The following is a 25378-nucleotide window of genomic DNA, read 5'->3' on the forward strand; positions in this document are numbered from 1 at the left end:
GCTGGCGTTGTGCCCGGGCTGCGGCCGAGATGCCGCCGCCCGGACTGGGTCAGGCGTGGCAGCTGCTGGTGCGGCAGGTCGCCTCGATCTCGTACAGGCGGACCCGGGAGTCGACCGTGCCGGTCACCTCCAGGCGCACCGCGTCGACGGTGACCGGGGCGAAGGAGTGCAGCGTCGTGCTCTCGGCGTTGTCGGCAACCTCGACGAGCACCTCCCACACCCCGTCGACGCTGCCCAGCAGCCGGTACTCACGCAGCTGGTACGGCGTCGCGTACTGGAACAGCTCGACGGTGTCGATCGTCTCCGGCCGCGACAGGTCCACCTGGAGCCAGTGCGCGGCAGCGGCCCCGGTCAGCCACCGGCTGCCGTTGCTCACCCGGTTGCCGTCGATCGCGAACGCCGGCTGGTACGCACCGGAGTGCCCCGACGACGTCGCCACCGCACCGGACGCCCCCAGGAGCACGTTGCGCCAGGCCGCCGAGACCACCCCGGCCGCCGACGCCTCGAGCACGCGCTCGCCAGTGACGGCCGACGTATGGGTCACCCCCACCGAGTATTCGGCTGCCGACTCCGCCGCCAGCGGTGCCGTCACCAGGTCCAGCTCGACCTCGGCCACCTCGAAGGGACCCAGGTCCACGACCACGGGCCCCGGTACCGTCCACCCCTGCGGCGCCGAGACGGCCACCTCCGCCGACACCTGGGCACCGACGTCGTTGCGCACCACCACCGAGACCGGCACGGACACCTCCGTCTCCGGACGCACCCCCAGCTCGTAGGGCAGCACCGACACCGACAGCAACGCGGACCGGTCAGCCACGTCCCGCGGGATCCGCAGGGTCGGGTAGAGCTCCATCTCCTGGTAGCGGAACCATGCGAGCTCCATCTGCCACGAGCTGAGGCCCGACACGGATCCGGTGAGCTCGGTGCGCCCGTCGTGCCCGAGGCGCAGCGGCGCACCAGCGAACTCCTCCGCGTAGAGGTCCTCGACGAGCGGGCGCGTCCGGTCGATGGCCAGCTGGTTGGCCTCGTCGAAGACGTCGGTCATGTACATCGGGTCGTCGCCGTTGCGCTCGGCGAACGCCTTGATGTCGTCGCGGACCTCGTTGCGGAACATCTGGGTGTGGGCGAGCTCCTGCAGCAGGAGCTCGCGGTCGGCGACCGCGGCACGCTCGAGGAGCCGTCCCGTCGCCTCGACAACCGGCGTCGCGGCAGGGGACCCCGGCAGCAGCGTGCCCTCCCGGGACGCCTCGAGCAGGGCAGAGTGGACGACGGACTGCGCCAGGGAGATTCCGACGTTCCAGCCGGACCAGGACGCGAGCTGACCGATCTGGATCCGCGGCGCGAGCAGGCGGTACAGCTCGGGGTCGACCTCGCCGGCGATGGCGTCGTCACCGACGGCGACGGTCCGTCCCTCGGCGACGGCGGCTTGGATCCTGTCCGCGAACGGCTCCAGGCTCCCGCCGCCCGCGGTGTTCGCCATAAGCAGGACGTCCGCGTACGGGTCGTCCACGACGGTGCCACCCACCGTCGTGGCGTACTCCTCGACAAGCTCGGCGTACGGGATGTCCTGGTAGGGCGCGACCCACTCGTCACCCGGAGTCCGTGACCACTCCACGTCGACAGTGGTCTCCACGTCGAGCCGTTCGGTCACGTGCTTGGCGCTGAGTAGCGCGCCGACGACATCGGCGCCGGGATAGATCTTCACCTTCTCCTCGACGCCAAGCTCGGCGACCAGATCGCGCAGCGCGATCTGCTCGGCCCGCTGAGGACCGAACGCCGTGGTGTCGTCCTGGCCGAGGATGAGGTAGTCGACCACCCCGTCGGCCACCCGCTGGACCATCTCGCGGTTGATCTGGTGGTTGCGCTCGCGCGTGCACCAGTAGTCGTCCTTGAGCTCCTGCGGGATCTCGTCCGCGAGAGCCTCGTACTCGGCGCGATACTCCTCCTGCCCGAGCGTGACCACCCGGTCGTGGAGGACGGCCCAGTCTCGGATCTTCCCGGCATACGTGCCGGGGTAGGAACCGTAGGGCTCGATGGTCAGCCGCATGATGACGTCGAACGCATACACCGGCTGCTCCGGGTTGGCGGCCCGGACCTCCTCGAACACGTCAAGGCGCTCGCTGGCCTCCTCGATCGTGCTGCGGCACTGTCGGGAGGCGACGAGGCCGCCGTAGGCGAGCATCGGCACGGCGACCACCGAGCCGTCGGCGTCCTCGGCGGCACCGGACCACCAGTCCGCGACCCCCTCGGCGTCGCCGGCCGTGAGGAACTCACCGAGCATGGTTGTGTCGGGCACGGCCGTGTCGAACCCACCTGCCCGGGCGACAGCCGCGGGCGTGTAGGCGGGGAAGGGCCGGTCGTCCATCGGGACGATCGCGAGCCTCCCGAGGCTGTCCGGCGGGCCAGGGACTGCTGGCGGTGCGGCGGCGGCCGGCGCGACTGCCGCGACCGCCGAGAGACCCATCAGAAGGGCGGCGGCGGCCGCGGCGAGCGTGCGTCGTGAGCTCATCGTCGTTCTCCTTCGGCTGCGATCAGCTGGGGTCAGCCGACCGACGCGGCGATCTCGGGCTCGGCCGCGATCTCGCCGGTGCGCAGCCAGGGCAGGTAGATGTTCCACTCCTCGACGTCGGTGGCTACCAGCTCCAGCGCCTCGCCGGCCACCGTGCCGACGGGCCGGGCGACACCGTCGAAGTGCTCGTCGAACAGGTCCTGGGCGTACGGCAGCGTGTGCTCGCGGGCGTAGGCGTCGACCTCGTCGTAATAGGTCTGCAGGTCCTGCGGGTTCGGCTCGCCGAGCGACGAGGCATACGCCGTCGTGTCGTTGCGGACGTAGGTGCGGTAGGAGTTGGTCTGGACCCACTCCGACAGCGTCAGCTCGAGTGTGTGCTCTGCCGCCTCGCTCAGCAGGCTCGTGCGCCCCTCGTCGATCGGCCCGCCGCGGCCGTTGGCACTGCCCGGTGGCAGGTCACCCCGTTCCGCGCGGTGCAGGAGGGCATCACGGCTGAGCGACTGTGAGATCGGGATGCCGATGTTCCACCCCGAGTAGGCGACCAGCTCGCCACGGTCGATCTCCGGGTCGAGCAGGTCCATCAGCCGCATGTCGGTCCGTCCGGCGATGGCATCGTCGCCGAGGGCGACCGTCCGGCCGTCCTCCACATACTCGATGACCCGGTCGGCGAAAGGCTGCACCGAGGCCGAGCTGCCTCCGGTGTTGGCCATGAGGACCACGTCGGCGTCGTCGATGTCCGTGGTCATCCGGCCGCCGATGGTGTTGACGTACCCCTCGATGAGGTCCTCGTACGGGATGTTCTGGTACGGCGCCGTCCACTCCGAGCCGTGCACCCGGGAGTACTCGACGTAGACGGCCGGCTCGGTGCCGGCGTCCTCGACCGCCAGCTTCGCCAGCAGCAGCGACGAGACGGTGTCCGCCCCCGGGTACAGCACCACGCGGTCCTCGACGCCGAGCTCGCGGATCCGCTCCGCCAGCGCGGCCGCCTCAGGGCGGTGCAGCCCGGTCCCGGAGGCGTCGTCCTGACCGATGATCAGGTAGTCGAAGATCCCCTCGGCCGCCCACTCGATCATCTCGAGGTTCAGCTCGTGGTTTCGTTGCCGGGTTGCCAGGTAGTCGTCTCGCACCTCCTGCGGGATCTTCGCCTCCATGGCCTCCAGCTCGGCGCGCTTGTCCTCCTGTCCGAGGTTCTCCACCTCGTCCACGAGGGTCGCCCAGATCCGGAGATCGGTGCGCCACGGCCCCTCGGGGGTCAGGCGCATGATGGTGTCGAAGGCGTAGAGCCGCTCCCCCGGGTTCTGCTTCTTCACGGTCCGGACGGCCTCGAGGTTCGCCAGCGCCTGCTCCTGCGGCACGCTGCTGTTGCGCGAGTTCAGCAGCCCGCCGTACGCGAGCATCGGCAGCGCGACGACGGCGTCGTCCGCCTGGCGGGCTGCCTGCACGAGCCACTCGGCCGCCGCGGCGCCGTCGCCAGGAGTGAAGTGGCGGCCGAGGACCTCGTGCTCAGGGGTGGTCACCTCGTATCCCGCACCGGCCCCGAGCTTGAGCGGGGCGTACCAGGTGTAGGGGCGGTCGTCGAGCGGGACGAGCGCCACCTCGCCCAGGTCGGACTGACCGGGCGGCAGGCCGTCTCCGCGCCAGACCGAGCGCGAGTCGTCGGCGACCGTCGCCGTCGCGGTGGTCGTGCTGGTCCCCGTCGCAGCGGTGGCCGGAGCCGTCGCCGCGGCGATCAGTGCCGCCGTCGCCGGAAGTACTGCGCAGGCGAGGAGTCGTCGGTGGTTCGTCGAACGGACACGCATGTGGATCCCCCTGAGTCGGACGTCGTCGTCGGTTCTCGCCGGGAGACCATCCGGTCTCCCGGGTCACCGCCGCGCACGGCGGACAGCGACAGGTCGCATGGAAGGGAGTCATTCGCAAAACCACAACCCCCCTCTCTGCAGGTTGCGGTCTAGCCGGCGCACTTCGGTCGAACTCGCGGTGATACAGCGCCGGATAATCCCGCCTCCAGCGGGCGCCGGCTCGAGCAGACCACACTCGGCCGCACGCATCCCGACTGGACGAGGCCTTTGCAGTTTTGCGTAAAACCTGATGACCTGCGTCCATGACGACGACCGGTCATGCCCCGGAGCACCGCCGCTCCGGGCGACGTCCCACCCAGGCGGACGTCGCTCGCATCGCGGGCGTCAGCCAGACGACCGTCTCGATGGTGCTCACCGGGACAGGGACTGCGCAGCGACGCGTTGGTGAAGATGCCCGCGAGAGGGTGCTCCGAGCCATCGAGGTCACGGGCTACGCCGCCAACCCGTTCGCCCAGCGACTGGCCGGCGGACGGACCTCCATCGTCGGCGTCTACACCTACGAGTCGGTCTTCCCGCACGACTCCAGCGACTTCTATCACCCGTTCCTCGAGGGCGTGGAGAACGAGGCGCAGCGCAGCGGCGTCGACCTGCTCATGTTCACCTCCATGTCCGCCACGCGCGGCCAGCAGCTCGTGGGCGGCGGCGGGGTGGGGCGGCTGCGGCTCGCGGACGGCTGCGTGCTGCTCGGCCGGCACAGCTACCCCGAGGACCTCGCCGAGCTGCTGCGCCAGGACTTCCCCTTCGCGTTCGTCGGCCGCCGGGAGGCCCCCGGTGGCAAGGTGCCCTACGCCGGTGCCGCCTACGACGTCGCCACCCAGCAGGTGGTGGAGAACCTCCTGACCCTGGGCCACCGGCGCATCGTCCTGGTCAACGAGTTCACCGGGCACGAGTCGATCGAGGACCGCGCGAGGGGCTACCGCCGCGCGATGACCCGCGCCGGTCTGCAGCCGGTGACCTTCGACGAGCCGGACCTCACCTCCGGAGAGCTGCTCGACGCGCTCCGGTCGGCGGGCGTCAGTGCCGTCGTCGTCACCTCCGACCTGGCCGCCCCGCTACGGCGGGCGGCCGTGGCCCGCGGGCTGGCCGTGCCGGGCGACCTGTCGATCGCACGGCTGGGAGACCCCGAGCGTCCGGACCCCGACGACGACGTCGACTGGACGGGCTTCCTCATCCCCCGCCAGGAGATGGGCGCCGAGGCGCTGCGCATCGTCATCCGTCAGCTGACCCCGACCCCGGACCCACCCGAAGAGCTCCAGATCAAGATCCCGTGCGTCGTCGTCCCCGGAGTGACCGCGGCACGTCACCAACCTTCGGCCGCCAGGCCGGTCCCCAACGGAAAGGTTCGATAGCAAGTGCAGACCGATCAGACCCAGGTGCTCGTCGTCGGTGGCGGGCTCGGCGGAGTGGCGGCGGCGCTCGGCGCCGCGCGACACGGCGCGTCAGTCATCCTCACCGAGGAGTACGAGTGGCTCGGGGGGCAGCTGACCTCCCAGGCCGTGCCGCCGGACGAGCACCCGTGGATCGAGGAGTTCGGCTGCACCGCGAGCTACCGCCAGCTGCGCGACGGCATCCGCGACTACTACCGCCGCAGCTACCCGCTCACCGAGGCGGCGCAGGCCAAGCGCGACCTCAACCCCGGCGCAGGCTGGGTGTCGAAGCTCTGCGCCGAGCCCCGGGTCGGCGTCGCCGTCATCGACGAGATGCTCGCCCCCTACCGCTCCGGCGAGAGGATCCGGGTGCTGCACCACCTGCGCCCCGTCCGCTGCGACGTCGAGGGTGACACCGTGCGTGCCGTCGAGCTGGAGGACGTGCGTACCGGCGAGCGCACCACCATCACCGCCGACTACGTCATCGACGCCACCGAGACCGGCGAGCTCCTGCCGCTCTCCGGCACCGACTACGTCACCGGCTTCGAGTCCCGCGCCCAGACGGGCGAGCCCAGCGCGCCCGAGGAGGCGCAGCCGGACAACATCCAGGCGGTCAGCGTGTGCTTCGCCGTCGAGCACCTCGACGGCGACCACACCATCGACCGGCCGGAGCAGTACGACTACTGGTCGAACGTGGCTCCGGACTTCTGGGGCGCGAACCTCGTGAGCTGGAGCGCCCCGCACCCGCGCACCCTGGAGATCGTCGAGCGCTACTTCGAGCCCAACCCCGGCGACGACGCCCTCGCCGTCTTCGCCGACCAGTCGCTGAACCCCGGCGACACCAACCTGTGGTCGTTCCGGCGTATCGCCGCCAGGGACCTCTTCGAGCCCGGGACCTACGCCTCCGACATCACCCTGGTGAACTGGCCGAGCATCGACTACTTCGACGCTCCCCTGGTCGACGTCGACGACGACGTCCTCGCCTCCCGCCTGCACGACGCCAAGCAGCTGAGCCTGTCGATGCTCTACTGGATGCAGACCGAGGCGCCGCGGCCGGACGGCGGCAAGGGCTGGCCCGGCCTGCGGCTGCGCCCCGACGTCATGGGCACCGCGGACGGCCTCGCGATGGCGCCCTACCACCGGGAAGGACGGCGCATCCTGGCCCTGGAGACGGTCCGGGAGCAGGACGTCTCCCTCGCGATCAACGGCGACGCCGGTGCCCGCAAGTACCCCGACAGCGTCGGGATCGGCATGTACCGCATCGACCTGCACCCCTCCACCGGCGGCGACACCTACATCGACGTCGGCGCCGAGCCCTTCGAGATCCCCCTCGGCACCCTGATCCCCCGGCGAACGACCAACCTGCTCGCCGGGTGCAAGAACATCGGTACCACCCACATCACCAACGGCTGCTACCGGCTGCACCCGGTGGAGTGGAACATCGGCGAGGTCGCCGGCGTCCTCGCCGCCGAGTGCCTCGCCGAGAGCACCACACCGCACCAGGTGCACGCCGACGCGCAGCTGGTCTCGAAGCTCCAGTCCGTCCTCGTCGCCGACGGCGTCGAGCTGCGCTGGCCCGAGGGTGTTCGTGGCTACTGATCCCGCAGTCCCCCGCAATGACCGCCGTCGTCGTCCGACGACCGGTCGAATCCCCCACAAAGGAGCGAAAGTGGTTCACCGTCGATCCGTCGTACCCGCCCTTGCCGTGCTCATGCTCGGCGCCGGCACCCTGGCCGCCTGTTCCGGCGGCGACAACGGCAGCGAGGCGGGCACGCCCGAACCCGCTGCCGACGGTCCCGTCGACCTGCGCATGACCGTGTGGACCGCCAACGAGGACCAGCTGGCGCTCTTCGACGAGATCGCCGCGGACTACATCGAGGAGAACCCCGACCTCGTCTCCTCGGTCGAGTTCGAGGTCGTGCCGTTCGCGGACTACACCACCACCCTGACGACCCAGCTCGCCGGCGGGAACACCCCGGACCTGGCCTGGATCTTCGAGTCCAACGCCCCGGAGTTCGTCCAGTCCGGCGCGCTCGCTGACATCAAGCCCGCGCTCGAGGGCGCCGAGGGCTACGAGTACGACGACCTGCTGCCGTCCGCGCTCGAGCTCTGGTCCGCCGAGGACGGGCTGTACGCGTACCCGTTCTCGAACTCCCCGTTCGCGATGTTCGTCAACACCGACCGCATCGCCGAGGCCGGCCAGCCCAACCCCGGTGACCTGGTCGACTCCGACGAGTGGACCTACGACGCCGCGCGCGAGATCTCGGCCGCGACGACCGAGCAGCTCGGCGGCGCCGGCCTCGTCGTGCGTGACTTCGACTACAGCATCTGGAGCAACCTCGCCACCGTCTGGGGCGGCTGGGGCGCCTCCGCCTGGTCGGCGGACGGCACCACCTGCGGCTTCACCGAGCCCGAGATGGTCGAGGCGATGACCTGGTTCCACGACGCGGTGTTCACCGACGGCGCGATCCCCGGACCGGGGACCTCGGCGGACTTCTTCGCCGGGGACGTCACCATGACGATCACCCAGATCTCGCGGGCCTCGTCGCTGGACGGCTCCTTCGAGTGGGACCTGCTCCCGCTGCCGGCCGGCCCCGAGGGTCAGCAGAACGTCATCGGGCAGGCCGGCATCGGCGTGTTCGAGAACGGCGAGAACCCCGACGTCGCCGCCGACTTCCTGGCGCACTTCACCTCGCCGGAGAGCGCCGAGAAGCTCGCCACGTACTTCCCGCCGCCGCGTGAGTCGCTGCTGACCGCCGACGTGCTCGCCACGGCCAACCCGCTGCTGTCCGAGGAGCAGCTGCAGTCGGTCGTCGTCGAGGGCATCCAGGACGCCACGACGAAGCCGGCGCACGCCAACTTCGCCCAGCTGGAGACCACGATCCGCGGCGAGCTCGACGCGCTGTGGACCGAGGGCGCGGACGTCGAGGCCGTGCTGAACGACGTGTGCGCCGCGGCCGAGCCGCTGCTGCAGGGCTGATGGCGGTCCTGGCCACCTCCCCCCGGGCGGGCCGGCGTCAGCGCCGGTCCGCCTGGCGGCGCCGCGACGCCGCGACGGGGTACCTGTTCGTCGCCCCGGCGGTGCTCGGGGCCCTGGCGTTCGTCATCGCTCCGCTGATCGCGGTGGTCTGGTACAGCCTGCACGAGTGGAACGTCCTGGCGGGCACCTTCACCTTCGAGGGCGCAGCCAACTACGAGCGGATGCTCGCCGACGAGGCGCTGCACGACTCGCTGATCGCCAGCGCATGGTTCTCGGTGGGCCTGGTGATCCTCAACATCTCCCTCGCGCTCTTCCTGGCGGTGCTGCTGAACCAGAAGCTGCCCGGGACCACCGTGTTCCGGGTGGCCTTCTTCTCCCCGGTCGTGGTCTCCCTGGTGGCGTGGACCATCGTCTGGGGCTTCCTGCTCCAGGTCGACGGCGGCGTCAACTCGTTCCTCGCCGGCCTGGGCATCGACGGGCCGAACTGGCTGCGCAACAACGTCACGGCGATGATCGCGGTGATCGTGGTGCAGGTGTTCAAGAACGTCGGCCTGAACATGATCCTGTTCCTCGCCGCCCTGCAGGGCGTGCCCGAGGAGATCCAGGAGGCCGCCCGCATCGACGGCGCGTCGGCGTGGCGGCGGTTCTGGGCGATCACCATGCCGATGATCTCCCCCACGATCCTGCTCGTCTCCATCCTCACGGTCGTCGGCTCGCTGGAGACCTTCGCTCTCATCGACGTCCTCACCCAGGGCGGGCCGGGCAACTCCACCACCGTCCTCGTCTACTTCCTCTACCGCCAGGCGTTCCAGTTCAACGAGTTCGGCTACGCCAGCGCGATCGCCGTGCTGCTGTTCGTCATCGTCCTCGTCCTGACGCTCCTGCAGTGGCAGACCAGAAAGCGATGGGTCTTCCATGAAGCCTGACCAGCTCGACGCGCCGGGCGAGACCCGTCCCGCGCGTACCGTCCGGGCCGACGGCGCGAGCCGGGCTGCCGCCGGCGGCCCCGCCCCGTCGTCGGGCACCCGGCGTCGGAAGCCCGTGCGGCCGAAGGTCGTGCGCGGCGCGCTCGTGGTGCTGATGCTCGTGCTCGCGGTGCCGTTCGTCTTCCCCACCTGGTGGATGGCGACGTCGAGCATGAAGACGACGAGCGAGATCCTGCGGGTGCCGCCGAGCCTGTGGCCGGAGTCGCCGTCGCTCTCCTCGTACACGCAGGTCTTCGAGCTCCAGCCGTTCGCGCAGCAGTACTTCAACAGCCTCTACATCGCCGCCCTGGTGACGGTGGGGACCATCCTCATCGCCTCGCTGGCCGGCTACGCGTTCGCGCGGATCCAGTTCCCCGGCGCGAACCTGCTGTTCATCCTCGTGCTGACCGGGCTGCTGATCCCCTCCGAGGTCACCATCGTCCCGCTGTTCCGGATGGTGAACTCCCTCGGCCTGATCGATACGCACTGGCCGCTGATCGTCATCCCGATCCTCGGCGCGCCGAGCGTGCTGGCGACGTTCATCATGCGGCAGTTCTTCATCGCGCTGCCGTACGAGCTGGAGGAGGCCGGCCGGATGGACGGCCTGAGCCGGTGGGGCATCTTCTGGAAGATCGCCTTCCCCCTGGCCCGGCCCGCGATCGCCGCGGTCGCGATCTTCACGTTCCTGAAGAGCTGGAACATGTACCTCGAGCCGATCGTGTACCTGTCCAGCCAGGAGAACTTCACCCTCCCGCAGGCTCTGACCCAGTACGTCGACGCCTACGGCGGGCCGATCTGGAACGTCCAGCTCGCCGCGACCACCCTGACCGTGATCCCGGTGCTGGTCGTGTTCATCTTCGCTCAGCGCCAGTTCATCCAGGGCCTGGCGCAGACCGGGCTGAAGGGGTGAGCCGCGTCCCGCGCCACGAGCTCTGACCCGCCCGCAGTACAGACCCACAACGAGGTGAGTTGACCGTGCGATCGAAACGAACCGTCCGACGCCGCATCGCGGCCGTCGTAGCGACCCTGACCCTGGCAGTGCCGGCTGTCGCCGCCACAGCCGCGACGGCAGCTGCGGACCCGCCCACGGAGATCCCGGCCGGCCGGTCTGTGTACACCACCATGCCGACCGACCCGACGGCGGTGGTGCTCGGCAGCGCGGAGTTCCCGGTCCACGGCGGCGGCGTCGGCGACGACACCGCCGCGATCCAGGCAGCCATCGACGAGGCGTCGCGCCGGGGTGGGGAGAACTGGCTCGGCAACATCGTCGGCGGTGCGCGCGGGGTCGAGGTCGGCGACGGCGGCGGGCTCGTGTTCGTCCCCGAGGGCACCTACCGGGTCACCGACCGGATCGACGTCCACGCCTCCGTGCGGCTGATCGGGTTCGGGGAGAGCCGGCCGGAGTTCTACGTGCCGCCGTCGACCGTCGCCTTCGCCGGCGATCCAGAGTTCGTCTTCGCCGCGGTCCGCCGACCGTGGTCGGAGAACGGCACGATCACCTTCGGCAACAACGACACGTTCGGCACTGGCCTGGTCAACGTCGACATCACCGTCGACGAGGGCAACCCCGGCGCGGTCGGCGTGCGCTTCGGTGGCGCCCAGATGTTCCTCCTCCAGGACGTCGACATCGACATGGGCGACGGCTACGCCGGCATCGACCACAACGCCAACCTCATCCAGCGGGTCAACGTCCGCGGCGGGCAGTTCGGCCTGCTGGCCTTCGCGGCCTCGCCGGGCTGGCAGACCACGATCATCGACTCGAGCTTCACGGGCCAGGCCGAGTCAGGGATCCGGCTGCACACCGATGCCAAGCTGAGCATCATCCGTACCCGGTTCACCGACCTGCCGCGTGGCATCGAGGCCACGCCGGCGCAGACCCAGCGCCTGTACGTCCAGGACTCCCTCTTCGAGGGGATCGACGGCCCGGTGATCACGCTGAACGACAGCGAGTCGGTCCCGGCGACCGACGAGCCCGACCTCGTACGGGCGCAGAACCAGCTCAACATCGTGAGCACCGGCGTGGTGGACAGCGGCCCCCTGCTGCGCACCCAGCCCAGCGGCAGCACCTGGACGGTGCCCGAGGACAGCTACCTCGTCAACGATGCGACGCTCGGACTGCGGGTGGCTGATGCCCTCACCGACGGTGAGCAGCGCACGGATGCCGTCGTCGTCGACGCCCAGGCGCGACCGGCCCCGGCCATGCGAAGCCTCCTCGCCAGCGACATCCCGCTGCCGCCCGACAGCGGTTCGTGGGTGAACATCGCCGAGTACGCCGCCGAGCGGGGCGTCACGATCGGCACCGGGACGGAGGATGATCACGCGATCTTCCAGCAGGCTCTCACCGAGCACAACACGGTGTACGTCCCCATGGGCGAGTACCTGCTCACGGACACGCTCGAGCTCCGTCGGGAGAACAACCTCGTCGCGCTGCATCCACGACAGACCTGGCTGACCATCCCCGACGAGTCCGCCGCGTTCGGCGACCCCGAGGCGCCGCGGTCCATCCTGCACACGCCTCACGGCGGGCAGAACTTCGTCGCCGGCCTGGGCCTGGACACCGCCGTCACCAACCCTGGATCCGTCCACGTGCACTGGCAGTCCGGGGCCGAGAGCCATCTGTCCGACATCGCCACACAGTTCGTGAAGTGGGCACCGGACGAGACCGCCCCTGGCGATCCGGCACTCGGTGACCCGGGTTACGACTTCCGCGGCGACTACAAGTACAACTTCTGGATCGACGGGGGTGGCGGGTCGTTCGTCAACCTCTGGGCGGTCGCCGGCTGGGCCGAGAACGGCTTCCTCGTGGAGAACACCTCCGTACCGGGCCGGGTGTACGAGATCTCCGTCGAGCACCACCGCCACCGCGAGGTGGTCATGCGCAATGTTCGCGGGTGGGAGCTGCACGCCCTGCAGACCGAGGACCACATCTACGGGTGGGAGTCCCAGGCGGTCGAGCTCGACGGCGTGCGGGACGTCCTCTTCGGCAACACCGTGTTCTTCCGGGTCGCGACCGTCCTCGGTCCCTACCCCTACGCGGTCGGGGTCACCGACTCCCGGGACGTCGTGATCCGAGGCACCCGCGGCTACCGTCCCACCAACGTGGCGAACACCCGCTGGGGCGCGACCGTCCGCGACGTCGAGACGGGACGCGAGGTCCCCGAGCTCGAGGTCGCGTACCTCGGGATCGACGTACCGGGGCGCGACGTGCGTGCCACCGGGATCTCGTTGACCGGTGACGCCTCGCTGAACGTACTTCCGGACGGGAGCACCACCACCGAGCTCGTGCTGACCAACCACCAGCCAGGGCCGCTGGCGGATGTCGAGGTCACGGTCAGCTCGCCCGACGGGCTGGGGGTCCGCACCGAGGCCCCCGGCCGGATCGACGGGAAGCAGAGCGTCACGGTCCCGTTGACGGTCGCAGCACCCGCCGACGCCGACCACGGCACCACCCACGATCTGTCGGTGAGCGTCTCCTTCGCCCACCGCGGCCGGACGATGACCGTCGAGCGGGGGCTAACCGTTCGGGTCGGCGGTGAGAACCTCGCCGTGGGCGCCGACGTCACCGCTTCGTCTGTGCTGTCCAGCAACGTGGCGGCCAACGCCGTGGACGGACAGACCACGGGCGCACGGTGGATCTCCGGAACCGGCGACCCGCTCCCCACTCTCACCATCGACCTTGGCGAGCCCGCCGACCTGCTCCGCGCCGTGGTGCACAGCGGGGTCACCGGGTCCGACGCGCTCCGAGTACGCAGCTTCGCCGTCGACGGGCTGACCGACGGCACGTGGCACACGCTCGGGCAGGTCGAGGCGAACGCGGCCAGCCCGGTCGCGGTACCGCTCACCGACGCCCTCGGCGTCAGCAGCCTGCGTCTCCGTTTCACCGAACCCAGCCCGTCCGACGGACTTGCCCGGGTGTTCGAGGTCCAGATCTTCGGCACCCGCTGAGCACCCGCGCCCTCCTGACCGGAAGCTCCCTACCGAAAGGCAAACCGATGCGCACTCTCGGAACCCTCGTCGCAGGCGTCAGCCTGGTGGCGACCACTCTGCTCGGGGCGGTCCCGGCCGCCGCCGGGCCGGCCGACCAGGCCGGTCCGCCGGACCACGCCGGACCGCCTCGCTCGCTGGGCGAGATCGCCGTCGTCCCGATCGACGACCGCCCCTTCCCGGCGTCCACACCGATCTCCATCGCCGAGGCGGGCGGCCACACCGCGCTCGCGCCGCCGGTCGGCATGCTCGGGGAGTTCTTCGACTACGGCGACGCCGACGGCGTCGGTGAGTGGTGGCAGGCCGCAGCGTCCGAGGCGGACGGCTCGGTGGTGGCGGTCTCGATGCTCGCCTACGGCGGCCTGATGGCCTCCCGGGTGTGTGACACGGACCTCGAGACGGCGCGTGCGCGGCTCGAGGTGCTGGAGGACGTCAAGGCCGCCGACCCGGACCACCCGGTGTACGCGTTCGACGTCATCCAGCGGCTGACGATCGCCCCCACGTCGAGCTACCCGGGGATGTACTCCGGCGAGGTGCGCCGCTGGGCCGAGCTGATGGACCGGGTGGAGAACCTCGGGCACGAGGACCTGCGCGGCGAGTACGAGGAGGTCGCCGCCTCGATCCCTCAGGAGATCAAGGACGACTACCTCTGTGCGCGGGCTCGCAACCACGAGATCAACAAGGACATGATCCGCGCGGCCGCAGCCGGCACCGTGGACTACCTGGTCCTCGGTCAGGACGACGCCAGCGAGTTCGGTCCGCACCGCGCCGAGAAGGAGGCGCTGGCGGCGCTGATCAGCGAGCTCGGGGTGGCGGACCGGGTCAAGATCTACCCCGGCGCCGACACGCTCGGGGCGCTGCTCGTCGCCAAGCACGTGGTCGAGCGTCTCGACGTCTCCCCCACGGTCGACGTCGAGTGGTCGCGCACGCCGGGCGAGGACTGGGTGGCCCCGTACCAGGACGTCCCCTACGCGGAGCTGGTCGACGCCTACGTCGGCACGCTGGGAGCCGAGCGCTCCGACGCGCCTGACGCGGACGTTCTGCTGATGGCCAACACCTCCGGCGCCGGTTCCCTGGAGCCGTTCGTCGACCGCATCCACGAGGCCGTGGCGCGCGGCCGGCTCGTCGCCGTCGGGGACGACGCGGTCGCCGGGATGGTCGACCCCGAGCTGCGCGACCTGCTCACGCCGCGGATCGACGTGGCCGAGCTGGGGGCCTGGTCGGGCTGGAACGTCGGCATCTCGCTGTCGCAGTCCGTGGTGCGCGCCGCGCTGACCGAGGCGAGCCGCACCCAGCCGCTGCTGGCAGGTTCGCCGAGCACCCGGGGCGAGCCGGTCCTCGAGGCACGACGTCAGCTGCTGGAGAACGCGGCCGCGGCCCACCAGGAGCTGCTCTTCCAAGAGCTCGTCCACACCGACCTCTACCGACACCAGGTGCGGGACGAGGTGCGCCGGCTCGCGGTCGACGCCGGCGACGACCCGCAGCACTTCACCGTCGCCTTCGACGAGGCGAACGAGCTCGCCGTCGAGCAGACCCGCCCGCTGGCGCAGGCCCTGTTCGCCGAGGAGTTCCAGGGTGTGCCGGTACGGCTCGGCAGCGACGGCCGGACCGAGCACTCCGCGGTGATCACCGACCTCGGCTCGCTCGAGCTGGGTCTGTCCTGGCCGCGGTACCAGGAGCTCGACGTCGCTCCGGAGATCGTCCTGGACCGAGCCACCCAGCCGGCCTCGCTCGTCTCCGCGGCGCTGCTGCCCTGGCACCGCGAGATCCGGCCGGAGGTGTCGCTCGATCTGGCGATGTCCGCCGTGCTGCGCAACGACACCGGCCACGAGGTCGACGTCCGGCTCAGCACCACCGTCCCCGACGGCTGGACGCCCGCCGAACCACAGGTCCTGACGCTCGCTCCGTTCGAGGTGCGTGAGGTTCCCGTCCCGGTCACCACGGCGGTGCTCGCGCCGGAGGAGACGCAGACCGTGGAGCTGGTGGTCGAGCAGGAGCGCGCCGACGGCGGAGCCGCGGTGGCACCGGCCCGGGCGTCCAGCACCATCACCGCGGTGTGGCGCAACGTCGCTCTCGCCTCGGCCGGTGCATCGGTAGCGGCTTCCGGGTGGTGGAACCAGTACGCACCCGAGCGGGTGATCGACGGCAACACCGCGAGCACGGCCAGCCGCTGGATCACCGACGCGGCCGGCGCGCACTGGCTGGAGGTGACCCTCGCCGGGACCGAGCCCGTCGACACCGTGCAGCTGTACCAGTACGGCAACTACGAGCTGAACGACTACACGATCTCGGCGCTCGTGGACGGCGACTGGCAGGTCGTCGCCGACGTCGTCGGAAACACCGAGACCGCGCCGGTGCACCAGTTCGACGCGGTCGAGACCACGGCCCTGCGCCTGGACGTGACCGCATCGCGCGACTCCCGGGTGCGGCTGTACGAGATCGAGGCGACCTGCCGCACCAGCACGCTCTGCGACTGAGAGGAACAGATGATGAGTAGGAACAGATGGCAGCACCGAGGTCTGGTGCTCACGCTCGGAGTAGCCCTGACCGTCCCGATGTCGGCCGCGACCGCGGCCCCACCCGCCGCGGACGACGCAGCGGCCGACCTCGTCGTCGTCCCGCTGGACGACCGGCCCGCGAACCTCTACTTCCCGGAGATGACCGCGGCGAGCGCCGACGTGGCCACCGTGTTCCCGCCGTCGGACCTGATCGGGACGTTCACCACGCCCGGTGACGGTGACGCGATCGGGGACTGGCTGCTGGAGCAGGACGACGCCGACGGGTACGTGGTCTCGGCGAGCATGCTCGCCTACGGCGGACTCATCGCGTCGCGCACCGGGGTGGCGGCCACGGAGGAGCAGGCCCGCGAGCGGGTCGCCGTGCTGCACGAGCTGCGCGAGGACAACCCCGGGACGCCGATCTACGTCTACGACACCATCCAGCGTCTCGCGCTGTCCGCGCTCGGGGAGAACGCCGAGCTGTACTACTCCCTCATCCAGCGGTGGGCGATCCTGACCGACCGGGTGAACAACCTCGGCCACGAGCAGCTCCGCGCCGAGCTCGAGGAGGTCCGCGCCCAGATCCCGGACGAGATCCTCGCCGACTACCTGGCGGCACGGGAGCGCAACCACCAGATCAACCGGCTGCTGATCGAGTGGGCGGCCGACGGCGTCGTCGACCACCTCGTGCTGGCGCAGGACGACGCGGCCCCGTACGGGCTGCACCGGGCCGAGCGCGAGGAGCTCAAGCAGCTCGTCACCGATCTCGGCGCCGAGGACACGGTGCAGATCTTCCCGGGCGCGGACGAGGTGGACGCCACCCTCGTCAGCCGGTTCGTGCAGCAGCTGGGCGGCACCGTGCCGACCGTCACGGTGGAGTACTCGGGCATCGACGGCTCCGCCTGGACGGCGCCGTTCGAGGACACGACCTTCGACCAGAACATCGACCGGCACGTGCTCGCGGCCGGCGGCGCCGTCGTCGAGGACGACCCGGACATCCACCTGCTGGTGAACACGCCCTCCGCCACCGACGGCGAGCGCGCCGCGGACCTCGACAGGTTCGTGGAGCGGATGGCCCAGCTCGAGGAGCGGGGCGAGGACGTGATCGTGGTGGACGCCGTCGAGGTCAACCGGGCCGACCACGCGCTGATCGAACGGATGGAGGCCTCGGTCGACCTGCCGGGCCTGCTCGCGTACTCGGGCTGGAACACCGCGGGCAACGCCCTCGGTATCGCCACCGGCCACGGGTTCTCCCGGTGGTCCTACCTCGAGAGCAACGACCGCGGCTCCGGCGTGCCCGCCGCGATCGGGCCGGCCGAGGCGCACACGAGCTACCTGCTCCACCGCCTCGTGCTCGACGACCGGTTCAAGAACGACGTCCAGCCCGCCGCGTACGCCGAGGCGCGCTCGCACGGATGGAACGTCTTCGGGCTCACCGAGCCGCAGACGGCGACGATGCAGGCCTACGTGGCGGACCGGCTGGGGCCGCTGCTGGAGGACTTCCACGCCGAGCACTTCGCCGGGCACGAGATCACGCTCGCCGAGCGCGGGGCGCGCACGCACACGGCCACGGTCGGCCCGCTCGCCTCCTACGACATCGCCCTGCCGTGGCCGCGGCTGTTCGAGACCGGGCTCGAGCCCGAGGTCGAGCTGCACGGACACGGTTCGGCGAACCGGTAGGGCTCCGGTCGGTCCGTGCCGGTCCCGGCACGGACCGACCAGTGGTCGAGGGCAGCTGTCGCAGACGGTGACGTCTCGTGAGAGATCAGCTGTCCGCGCCGGGCACCTCGAACATCTCCTCGACGGCGTACCGCTCCCCCACCGACAGGTCGTACTGGACCATCCGGTAGTCGGCCAGGAGCTCTGCCGCCCGGGCCGAGAGATCCTCCTCGAGTACCGGCTTCCCGCCGGGCCCGAGCATCATCTGCGGCTCGAGCGCCGCCACCTCCTGCGAGAGTGCGCCCAGCAGGGCGCTGTACGGCGTCACCGGCGCGTCGGCCGTCGCCAGCAGCCGGTCGAGGAGGAACGTCGGGCCGAGCGGACCGCCGGTCTCGATCTTCTCGGTCTCGAAGTTGGCGTAGACGAACCAGGGCGTCTCGTACCGCGCCGTCGCCCCGTTGGCGTTCAGGACCGAGTCCGGCCACGTCGCGGGCAGGTGGTCGCCGTAGACGAGCACGATGGTGCGCTCGTCCATCGCCTCGAGCTCACCGACGAGCTCGGCGAGCGCCTCGTCGCTGTGCTCGAGGCCGCGCAGGTACTGCCCCAGCCGCCCCGCCGCCGCGTCGCTGAACGGGCCCGCGACGCCGATCGGGTCGCTGTAGTTGTCCGTCATGGGCCCGTGGTTCTGCATCGTGACGACGTTGAGCAGCAGCGGGCGGTCCGAGGCCCGCAGCTCGTCGACGACCTCGCGGAACGTCGAGCTGTCCGAGACGTGCGTGTCGTTGCCGATGCGGTCCGCGTGGCTCATCTGCGGCAGGAACGTGCTGGCGGCGAACCCGAGCGCGGGGTACACGGCGTCGCGCCGGTAGAAGTTGGCGTGGTACGGGTGCACCGTCGCGGTCGCGCGTCCGGGCTCGCCGAGCGCGGACACGAACGACGGGAACTCCTCGTACCGGGGCAGCAGCATCTGGAAGGGCGTGTGGAGCTGCGGACCGAAGTTGCGCACGGCCATGCCGGTCAGGACCTCGAACTCGACGTTGGAGGTGCCGCCGCCGAACCCGGAGCTGAGCATCGTGCCCGACGTCGTCCGGCTCATGAGGTCGCGGGTGAACGGGATGGGGTCCCTCGCCAGGTCCACACCCCGCATCCGGGCCGGGTCGGAGAAGCTCTCCGAGAGGACGACGACCACGTTGGTGTCGTCCAGCGCCGACGGGTCCCGGCTGGCGTTGACCGTCTCGGCGAGGGCGCGGTACTCAGCGGCGAGCTCGGCCATGCGCGCCTCGCCGTAGCCCGCCGGGCGTGCGGGCGGCGGCGCGGGCAGGTTGTAGAGCAGGCCGCCGATGAACGTGTTCTCGGCGTAGTTCTCCCTCTGGTTCCACGGGGCCCACGTGGCCCCGGCGTCGTCGTAGGCGCCTCGGAGCACGCTGCCGGGCTGGTTGAAGCTCGACGCCGAGACCAGCACCGCGCCGGCGAGCAGACCGGCCGCGGCGCGCAGCGCGTACCGGTAGCGACGACGCGGGCGCGGCGCGGCGGCGGGCCTCAGCCGTCGGACCAGGGCCACGATCGCCCATGCGAGCACCGGTAGGAGGACGACGGCGCCCGCGAGCGCCAGGGCACGTCCCGTTCCCACCGACTCGACGAGCAGACCCAGCTGGCCGAGGTAGCCCGCGTCCGAGGGGTACAGCGGCTCACCGCGGATCTGCATCTTCTGGTGGTCCGCGAACCCGATGACGGCGGCCACGGCGACCGTCGTCGAGACGGCGATCCACAGCCGGCCGGTCAGCGCGAGGAGCAGCACGAGCACGGCCCACACCACGAGCGCGCCTAGGGCGAAGAGCTCACGGTTCATCAGGGCCAGTCGCTCGGCCGTCGGCAGCCACGGGTCGTTCAGGGCGTGGGCCCACTCCAGCCCGTACGCGACGACGACCGCGACGACCGCCGTGGAGGCCAGGAGAAGGACGGCCCGCCGCACGCTCCTGGCCGGCGATGGACCGCCCGGAGCCTCGACCGGCAGGACGGCAGCCTCGCTCGGTGCCGACGGTTCGAGCGTCAGTGCGGTCGTCTCGGGCATTCAGGGCCGTTCTGTACGAGAAGGATCCGGCCGCGCGGTCCGTTCCGCACAGCCGCGATCGGTGAAACCGGGCGGACCTACGTTACCCGAGGTGCCGGCGTGGTCACCGGGAAGAGGCGCGGTCGCGCCGTCATCTGCCGCGCGCTCGGGTGCCGGCCCGGCAGGGTCAGGACCCCAGCCGGTTGATCGTGAACGCGACGAGGAAGCCGGCCGCGGCGATGAGCCCGGTGGCGGAGTGCGCCCTCTCGAAAGCCTCGGGGATCATCGTGTCGGCGACCATGGTGAGGATGGCGCCGGCGGCCACCGCCGTGATGGCGGCGACCACCTCGGGTGACGCGGCACCGAGGAGTCCGTAGCCCGCGGCCGCTGCCAGGCCGCTCGCGATCGCGATGGCGCCCCACACCCCGAAGACGTAGCCGGCGCTGCGCCCGGCGTTCTTCATGCCCACGGCGCTGGAGAGCCCCTCGGGGAGGTTGGAGATGAAGACCGCCGCGACGACCGCGACAGAGACCCCGCCGCCGCCGAGGAGGCTGGCGCCGAGGACGACCGACTCCGGGACGCCGTCGAGCAGCGCCCCGACGGCGATGGCGAGGCCGCTGCCGCTCTGGTCCGCCTCGGAGGGCTGCTGCTCCTGCGAACGCTTGCGGTGGCGCGCGCCGCGGCGCGCGAGGACCGCGTTCGCGAGCATGTAGGCGACCGCGCCGCCGAGGAACCCGAGCAGCGTCGCGATCAGCCCACCGCCGTCCGCGGCCTCCAGCACGAGGTCGAAGGCGAGCGCCGAGATCAGCACGCCCGCACCGAAGGCCATCACGCTAGCGGTCACCCTGGCGGGGACCCGGACGAACCAGCCGACCGACGCACCGACGACGAGTGCAGCGCCGCCGAGCAGGCCCCACCCGCCGGCCTCGAGGACCGCCGTCACGGTGCGCCGCCTGTCGAGATCATGGTCACAGCGCCGCGTCGTACCGTCTGGCCCCGTCGGCGAGTCGCACGCCGTCGGGACCGAGGCCGACCACGTCCGTCCACAGCACCAGGACGGAGCCGGCATGGCGGCGGCGGAGGAAGACGTTGATCAGGGCCGGTGCGTCGACGTCGTGACGCTCGTACCCCAGGAAGGACCCCCGTCGGTGGGGGCTGACGACCAGGCCGTAGAGCTCGGCCCGGGCGAGCCGGCCGTCCGGCGGCCCGGCGAGGACGAACCGGACGTCGTTGACGTAGCCGAGCCGCGCGCCGTCGTCGGCGTGCACCGGCAGCTCGAGGAGCTCAGTCAGGAGCATGACCTGCCCCCGGGATCCGACCGATCACGTGGTCACGGAACCACCGCTCCTGCCAGGTCGCCTCGAGGCCCTCGCCGCGCACTGCGAGGCTGACCACGATCCCCACGTCGCGCACGTCGGCCCACCGGATCGCGACCCACCGGCTGCGCGGCGGGCGGCCGCCGAAGATGCGCGCCCCCAGCACCGGCCCGGTCAGCAGCGCGGCGATGTGCGGCGGCTCGGTCCGGCCGGCCGGCTCGGCCCCACCGGCCGGCGCCGTCGCCCCACCCGCCGCGGTGGCCCTGCCTTGCCACCGCGTCCCCTCGTTGACCTCGATGCCGGCGACGTCGATGTCGTCGACGGTGGTGACCGGTACGCCGTCGACGTCCAGCACCTGCCGGTCGAGCAGGTGGAGGCGGGCGTCGAGGACCTGCCCGCCGGGGAGCGGGGCGGACGGGAGACGCTCGCCGTCGAGCCCGGCGCTCATGCGCCCGCCCCCGTGACGAACATCAGCGGGATCGCGCTCACCGAGGCGAGCAGGATGATGACCAGGTAGACCATGCCGACCCCGTTCAGGACCTTGCCGTTGACGTGCTCGCCCATGTACTGGGGGTCGTTGGCGACGACGAGGATGGGCAGGTAGGTCAGCGGCAGCGCGACGGCGGAGAACACCACCGAGTACTCGGTCACCTTGACCGGGTCCACCCCGGTCATGAGCACCCCGACCCCCACGAGCAGCGAGACGATCACCACGAGGTGGAACCGGGCCGCCTGGGCCGGTCGGCGGAACTTTCCCCAGGACCAGCCGAAGAACTGGGCGATGGTGTACCCGCCGGACAGCGCCGTCTCGAGCGCCGCACCGAAGGTGGCGGCGACGATCCCGATGATCACGACGGCGAGGGCGAGCTTGCCCCCGGCCAGGGCCACCGGGCCGACCACCTCGGACAGGGAGGTCACCTCGATCCCGAGTGGCAGGAGGACGACGGCGGCGCACGCGGCGATGGCGATCGACAGGATCCCGCCGAGAGGGAAGCCGACGAGGACGTTGAGGCGCTCCTGCCCGAGGTCCTGCACGGACCACTTCTCCTCCACGGCGCCGGAGGAGAAGAAGAACACCTCGTACGGCGTCATCGCCGCGCCGAAGAGCGCGATCGCGTAGTACCAGTAGGTCGGCACCGGCTCGGCGGCGGGCACCGCCGGCTGCAGGGCGTCGCGCGCCAGGGCCGACCAGTCGGGTCCGAGCAGGAACAGCGCGACCGCGAAGACCACGAGGGTGAGCCCGACCAGGCCGGTGACGTTCTCCAGCACGGAGAACTTCACCCGCCAGACCACCAGCCAGACGGCGAGGGCGGCGACCGGGATCCACAGACGCGGATGGACGTCGCTGGCGAGCTGGAGGGCAAGCGCGATACCGCCCACCTCGGCGGTCAGCGTGAGCAGGTTGATGAGGAAGGAGGCACCCAGGTTGGCCAGCGCCATCCGGGGGCTGAGCCGTTCCCGGATGATCTCGAACGTGGCCCGGCCGCTCACCGCGGCCACGCGCCCGGCCATCTCGGCGAAGACGCAGATGCCGACGACGCCGACGACGACCACCCACGCCAGCGACAGCCCGAACCGGGAGCCGACGACGGCGTTGGTGACCAGGTCCCCGATGTCGAGGAAGCCCCCGATGGCGGTGAGGACGCCGAGCGCGACCCCGAGGACGCGCTTCATCCGGCCGCCTCCTCGAGGTGGTCGGCCGTGGTGGCGAGCGCGTCCGCCTGGGCGAGCAGGTCGTCGACGAGACCGTCGCCCTCGTCCCGGGGCACGGCACCGGACACCAGGGCGCGGGCGCGCCCGATCGTCTCGGCCGCCGTCGCGATGGCCTCCGCGACGTCATCACGCCTGGCGAGCTCGTCCGGGTTCGCGACGACCTGCTGGGTGGCCGCGTCCTCGGCGGTCGAGGCCTCGCGGGCCATGTCGACGAACGTGATGTCCGCGACCGTGGCGCTCGTGCGTCCCTTGAGGTACAGGTCCAGCCCGAGCGAGGCGCTGGCGGCGGCGGACGCGGCCTGGGCGGCGGCCTGGGACAGGTGCCCGTCCAGGCCGCCCGGGTTCGCGCACCCGGCCAGCAGCGCGAGGCTCCCCAGCAGATGGACGACGAGCCGTCGTCGGGCCGCGCGGGCCTGCCCGGGCCGCCGGCACGGCCGGGTCGTTCCCGGCCGCGGGCCTGTCCCGGTCGGGGCCTCCCCAGCTCCAGGGCAACCCACGTCGGACAGTGTCCACCCGGCGGCGGGTGCACGCGCGCCACATCCGCTCGGCCCGCCCCGCCGATCGTCCCCGGCCTCTCACCGGAGAAGCTGCATCACGACGTACGTCGGCACCGCACGGAGGCGGCGGGTGCGAAGCTCTGGTCAGCGCCGGCGGTGGCGAGGTGTCGCCGTCGCCGTCATGCCGTCTCGCTGCCCTGCCGTGCCTCCTGGGCGGCGAGCGTGGCCTTGGCGTTCTCCCGCTCCATGCGCACCGCCTCCCGGGCGTGCCGCTCGGTGGGTCCGTCGAGGACGAAGTGCGGGCGGTGCAGAAGCGAGTAGTGCACCCGCACGTGCCAGGAGCGCTTGGCCCACACCGCGGCCACGACGGCGACCAGGACCGAGGCGATCGCGCCGACCCCGACGGACCAGCGCGGGCCCCAGGCCTCCGCGATCCAGCCCACGATCGGCGCGCCGAGGGGCGTGGTCCCGAGGAAGACCATCATGTACAGGCTCATCACGCGCCCGCGCATGGCGGGCTCGGTGGACATCTGCACGGTGGTGTTGGCCGCCGTCATCATGGTCAGCGAGAACAGCCCGACGGGGATGCACATGACCGCGTACAGCTCGTAGGTGGGCATCACCGCCTGGACGCCCATCGCGACGCCGAACGCCAGCGCCGCACCGACCACGAGACGGACCCGCGGGTGCTTGCGCCGGGCGGCGAGGAGGGCGCCGGTCAGCGACCCGATCGCCAGGATCGAGCCGAGGACGCCGTACTCCCCCGCGCCCTTGCCGAAGGCGTCGGCGGCCATGACGGCGGAGGTGAGCTGGAAGTTCAGGCCGAAGGCCCCGACCACGCCGACGACCACCAGGATGATGAGGATGTCGCTGCGCCGTCGCACGTACGCGATGCCCTCGCGCACCTGGCCCTTGCCGCGGGCCGTGTGCGGCATCTCGTGCAGCTCGCGGGTGCGCATGAGGGTGAGGGAGAAGATCGTCGCGCCGAACGAGACCGCGTTGATGATGAAGATCCAGCCCGGCCCGACGGCGGCGATGAGCAGGCCGGCCACGCCGGGCCCGATCAGGCGGGCGGCGTTGAACGAGGTGGAGTTCAGCCCGACGGCGTTGGGCAGGTCCCCGGCGGGCACCATCTCCGCCACGAAGGTCTGGCGCACGGGCGAGTCGACGGCGGCGACGACCCCGAGCAGGAACGCGAAGATGTAGACGTGCCACAGCTCGGCCGCGTCGAGGAGCACGAGCGCACCCAGCGCGGCGGCCAGCACACCCATCGAGCCCTGGGTCGCGATGAGCAGCTTGCGCCGGTCGAGCCGGTCGGCGAGCAGCCCGGCGTACGGGCTGAGCAGGAGCATCGGCAGGAACTGCAGGCCGGTGACGATGCCGACGGCGAAGCCCGAGCCGTCGGGCAGGATGGCCAGCACGAGCCAGTCCTGGGCGACGCGCTGCATCCACGTGCCGACGTTGGCCACGAGCGCCCCGATGAACCACAGGCGGTAGTTGAAGTACCGCAGCGAGTAGAAGGTACGGCTCATTCCTCCACCATCCGTCGCAGGATCACGGCCGCCTGGGCGACGACCTCGCGCTCCGCGGGGGTCAGCCGTGCCAGGCCCTTGTTCAGCCACGCGTTGCGCCGGCGCTTGATCTCCTTGACCAGCTCACGGGCCTCGTCCGTCGCGGCGACGACGACGTGGCGCTTGTCGTCCGGGTTCGCCTGCCGGGTGACCAGGCCGAGCTCCTCGAGCGCGGCCACGGTGCGCGTCATCGAGGGGCGCTGGACGTGGTCGCGCTCGGCGAGCTCGCCCGGGCTCATCGGGCCCAGGTGCACGAGCGCCGAGATCACGGAGTGCTGCGCCTCGGTGACGGAGTAGGCGGACTCGTTCCGCAGCTTGCGGGACAGGCGCAGCACGGCGATGCGCAGGTTGGTCGCGAGATCGGGGCGGCGCTCGGCGCGGGGCGGGGTCGTGGCAGTCTCAGTCATACG

General features: G+C 71.3%; 18 protein-coding genes. 8 read left to right on the forward strand and 10 right to left on the reverse strand.

What is annotated here, in order from left to right; all coding sequences use genetic code 11:
- Positions 1–49 precede the first annotated feature (49 nt).
- Complete coding sequence (locus GD748_RS01095) at positions 50–2509, reverse strand: DUF4127 family protein (protein ID WP_152193362.1); 2460 nt, start codon at positions 2507–2509, stop codon at positions 50–52.
- Positions 2510–2541: 32 nt separating this feature from the next.
- On the reverse strand, positions 2542–4308 hold the full coding sequence (locus tag GD748_RS01100; protein WP_152193363.1) for a DUF4127 family protein: 1767 nt from the start codon (positions 4306–4308) through the stop codon (positions 2542–2544).
- A 302-nt stretch (positions 4309–4610) separates the two neighbouring features.
- On the opposite strand from GD748_RS01100, the gene GD748_RS01105 reads away from it, so the two are divergent.
- The 8 genes from GD748_RS01105 (at position 4611) to GD748_RS01140 (ending at position 17842) form a co-directional block, all read left to right on the forward strand.
- Entirely contained in the window at positions 4611–5717 is a 1107-nt protein-coding gene (locus tag GD748_RS01105) for a LacI family DNA-binding transcriptional regulator (protein ID WP_152193364.1), read from the forward strand.
- Between the two features lie 3 nt (positions 5718–5720).
- The gene (locus GD748_RS01110; protein WP_152193365.1) at positions 5721–7334 is read left to right on the forward strand and encodes an FAD-dependent oxidoreductase; all 1614 of its coding nucleotides are present in this window, start codon (positions 5721–5723) and stop codon (positions 7332–7334) included.
- Positions 7335–7446: 112 nt separating this feature from the next.
- On the forward strand, positions 7447–8715 hold the full coding sequence (locus GD748_RS01115) for an ABC transporter substrate-binding protein (RefSeq protein WP_152194316.1): 1269 nt from the start codon (positions 7447–7449) through the stop codon (positions 8713–8715).
- A complete protein-coding gene (locus GD748_RS01120; RefSeq protein WP_152193366.1) occupies positions 8715–9641 on the forward strand; it encodes a carbohydrate ABC transporter permease in 927 nt (308 codons plus the stop codon). Before GD748_RS01115 ends, GD748_RS01120 begins: the two co-directional genes overlap by 1 nt.
- 154 nt (positions 9642–9795) lie before the next feature.
- Complete coding sequence (locus GD748_RS01125) at positions 9796–10590, forward strand: carbohydrate ABC transporter permease (RefSeq protein ID WP_152194317.1); 795 nt, start codon at positions 9796–9798, stop codon at positions 10588–10590.
- Positions 10591–10655: 65 nt separating this feature from the next.
- Positions 10656–13625, forward strand: a complete 2970-nt coding sequence (locus GD748_RS01130; RefSeq protein WP_152193367.1) for a glycosyl hydrolase family 28-related protein — start codon at positions 10656–10658, stop codon at positions 13623–13625.
- 47 nt (positions 13626–13672) lie between these two features.
- Complete coding sequence (locus GD748_RS01135; protein WP_152193368.1) at positions 13673–16141, forward strand: DUF4127 family protein; 2469 nt, start codon at positions 13673–13675, stop codon at positions 16139–16141.
- Between the two features lie 12 nt (positions 16142–16153).
- Entirely contained in the window at positions 16154–17842 is a 1689-nt protein-coding gene (locus GD748_RS01140) for a DUF4127 family protein (protein WP_193312759.1), read from the forward strand.
- An 85-nt stretch (positions 17843–17927) separates the two neighbouring features.
- On the opposite strand, the gene GD748_RS01145 is transcribed toward GD748_RS01140, so the two are convergent.
- From GD748_RS01145 to GD748_RS01180, 8 genes are all read right to left on the reverse strand, one after another.
- Complete coding sequence (locus tag GD748_RS01145; RefSeq protein WP_152193370.1) at positions 17928–19892, reverse strand: LTA synthase family protein; 1965 nt, start codon at positions 19890–19892, stop codon at positions 17928–17930.
- A 166-nt stretch (positions 19893–20058) separates the two neighbouring features.
- Complete coding sequence (locus tag GD748_RS01150; RefSeq protein ID WP_152193371.1) at positions 20059–20814, reverse strand: ZIP family metal transporter; 756 nt, start codon at positions 20812–20814, stop codon at positions 20059–20061.
- A gap of 25 nt (positions 20815–20839) precedes the next feature.
- Positions 20840–21169 carry a PRC-barrel domain-containing protein gene (locus GD748_RS01155; RefSeq protein ID WP_152193372.1) on the reverse strand — a complete coding sequence of 110 codons (330 nt, stop codon included), beginning with the start codon at positions 21167–21169 and terminating at the stop codon, positions 20840–20842.
- Entirely contained in the window at positions 21156–21635 is a 480-nt protein-coding gene (locus tag GD748_RS01160; protein ID WP_152193373.1) for a hypothetical protein, read from the reverse strand. Before GD748_RS01160 ends, GD748_RS01155 begins: the two co-directional genes overlap by 14 nt.
- Complete coding sequence (locus tag GD748_RS01165) at positions 21632–22861, reverse strand: Nramp family divalent metal transporter (protein WP_152193374.1); 1230 nt, start codon at positions 22859–22861, stop codon at positions 21632–21634. Before GD748_RS01165 ends, GD748_RS01160 begins: the two co-directional genes overlap by 4 nt.
- The gene (locus tag GD748_RS01170) at positions 22858–23397 is read right to left on the reverse strand and encodes a hypothetical protein (RefSeq protein ID WP_152193375.1); all 540 of its coding nucleotides are present in this window, start codon (positions 23395–23397) and stop codon (positions 22858–22860) included. Before GD748_RS01170 ends, GD748_RS01165 begins: the two co-directional genes overlap by 4 nt.
- A gap of 179 nt (positions 23398–23576) precedes the next feature.
- Complete coding sequence (locus GD748_RS01175) at positions 23577–24929, reverse strand: MFS transporter (RefSeq protein ID WP_152193376.1); 1353 nt, start codon at positions 24927–24929, stop codon at positions 23577–23579.
- A complete protein-coding gene (locus GD748_RS01180; protein WP_152193377.1) occupies positions 24926–25375 on the reverse strand; it encodes a MarR family winged helix-turn-helix transcriptional regulator in 450 nt (149 codons plus the stop codon). Before GD748_RS01180 ends, GD748_RS01175 begins: the two co-directional genes overlap by 4 nt.
- Between the last annotated feature and the right edge of the window lie 3 nt (positions 25376–25378).

Origin of the sequence: Georgenia subflava (assembly GCF_009193155.1) — a bacterium.
Lineage (GTDB): Bacteria > Actinomycetota > Actinomycetes > Actinomycetales > Actinomycetaceae > Georgenia > Georgenia subflava.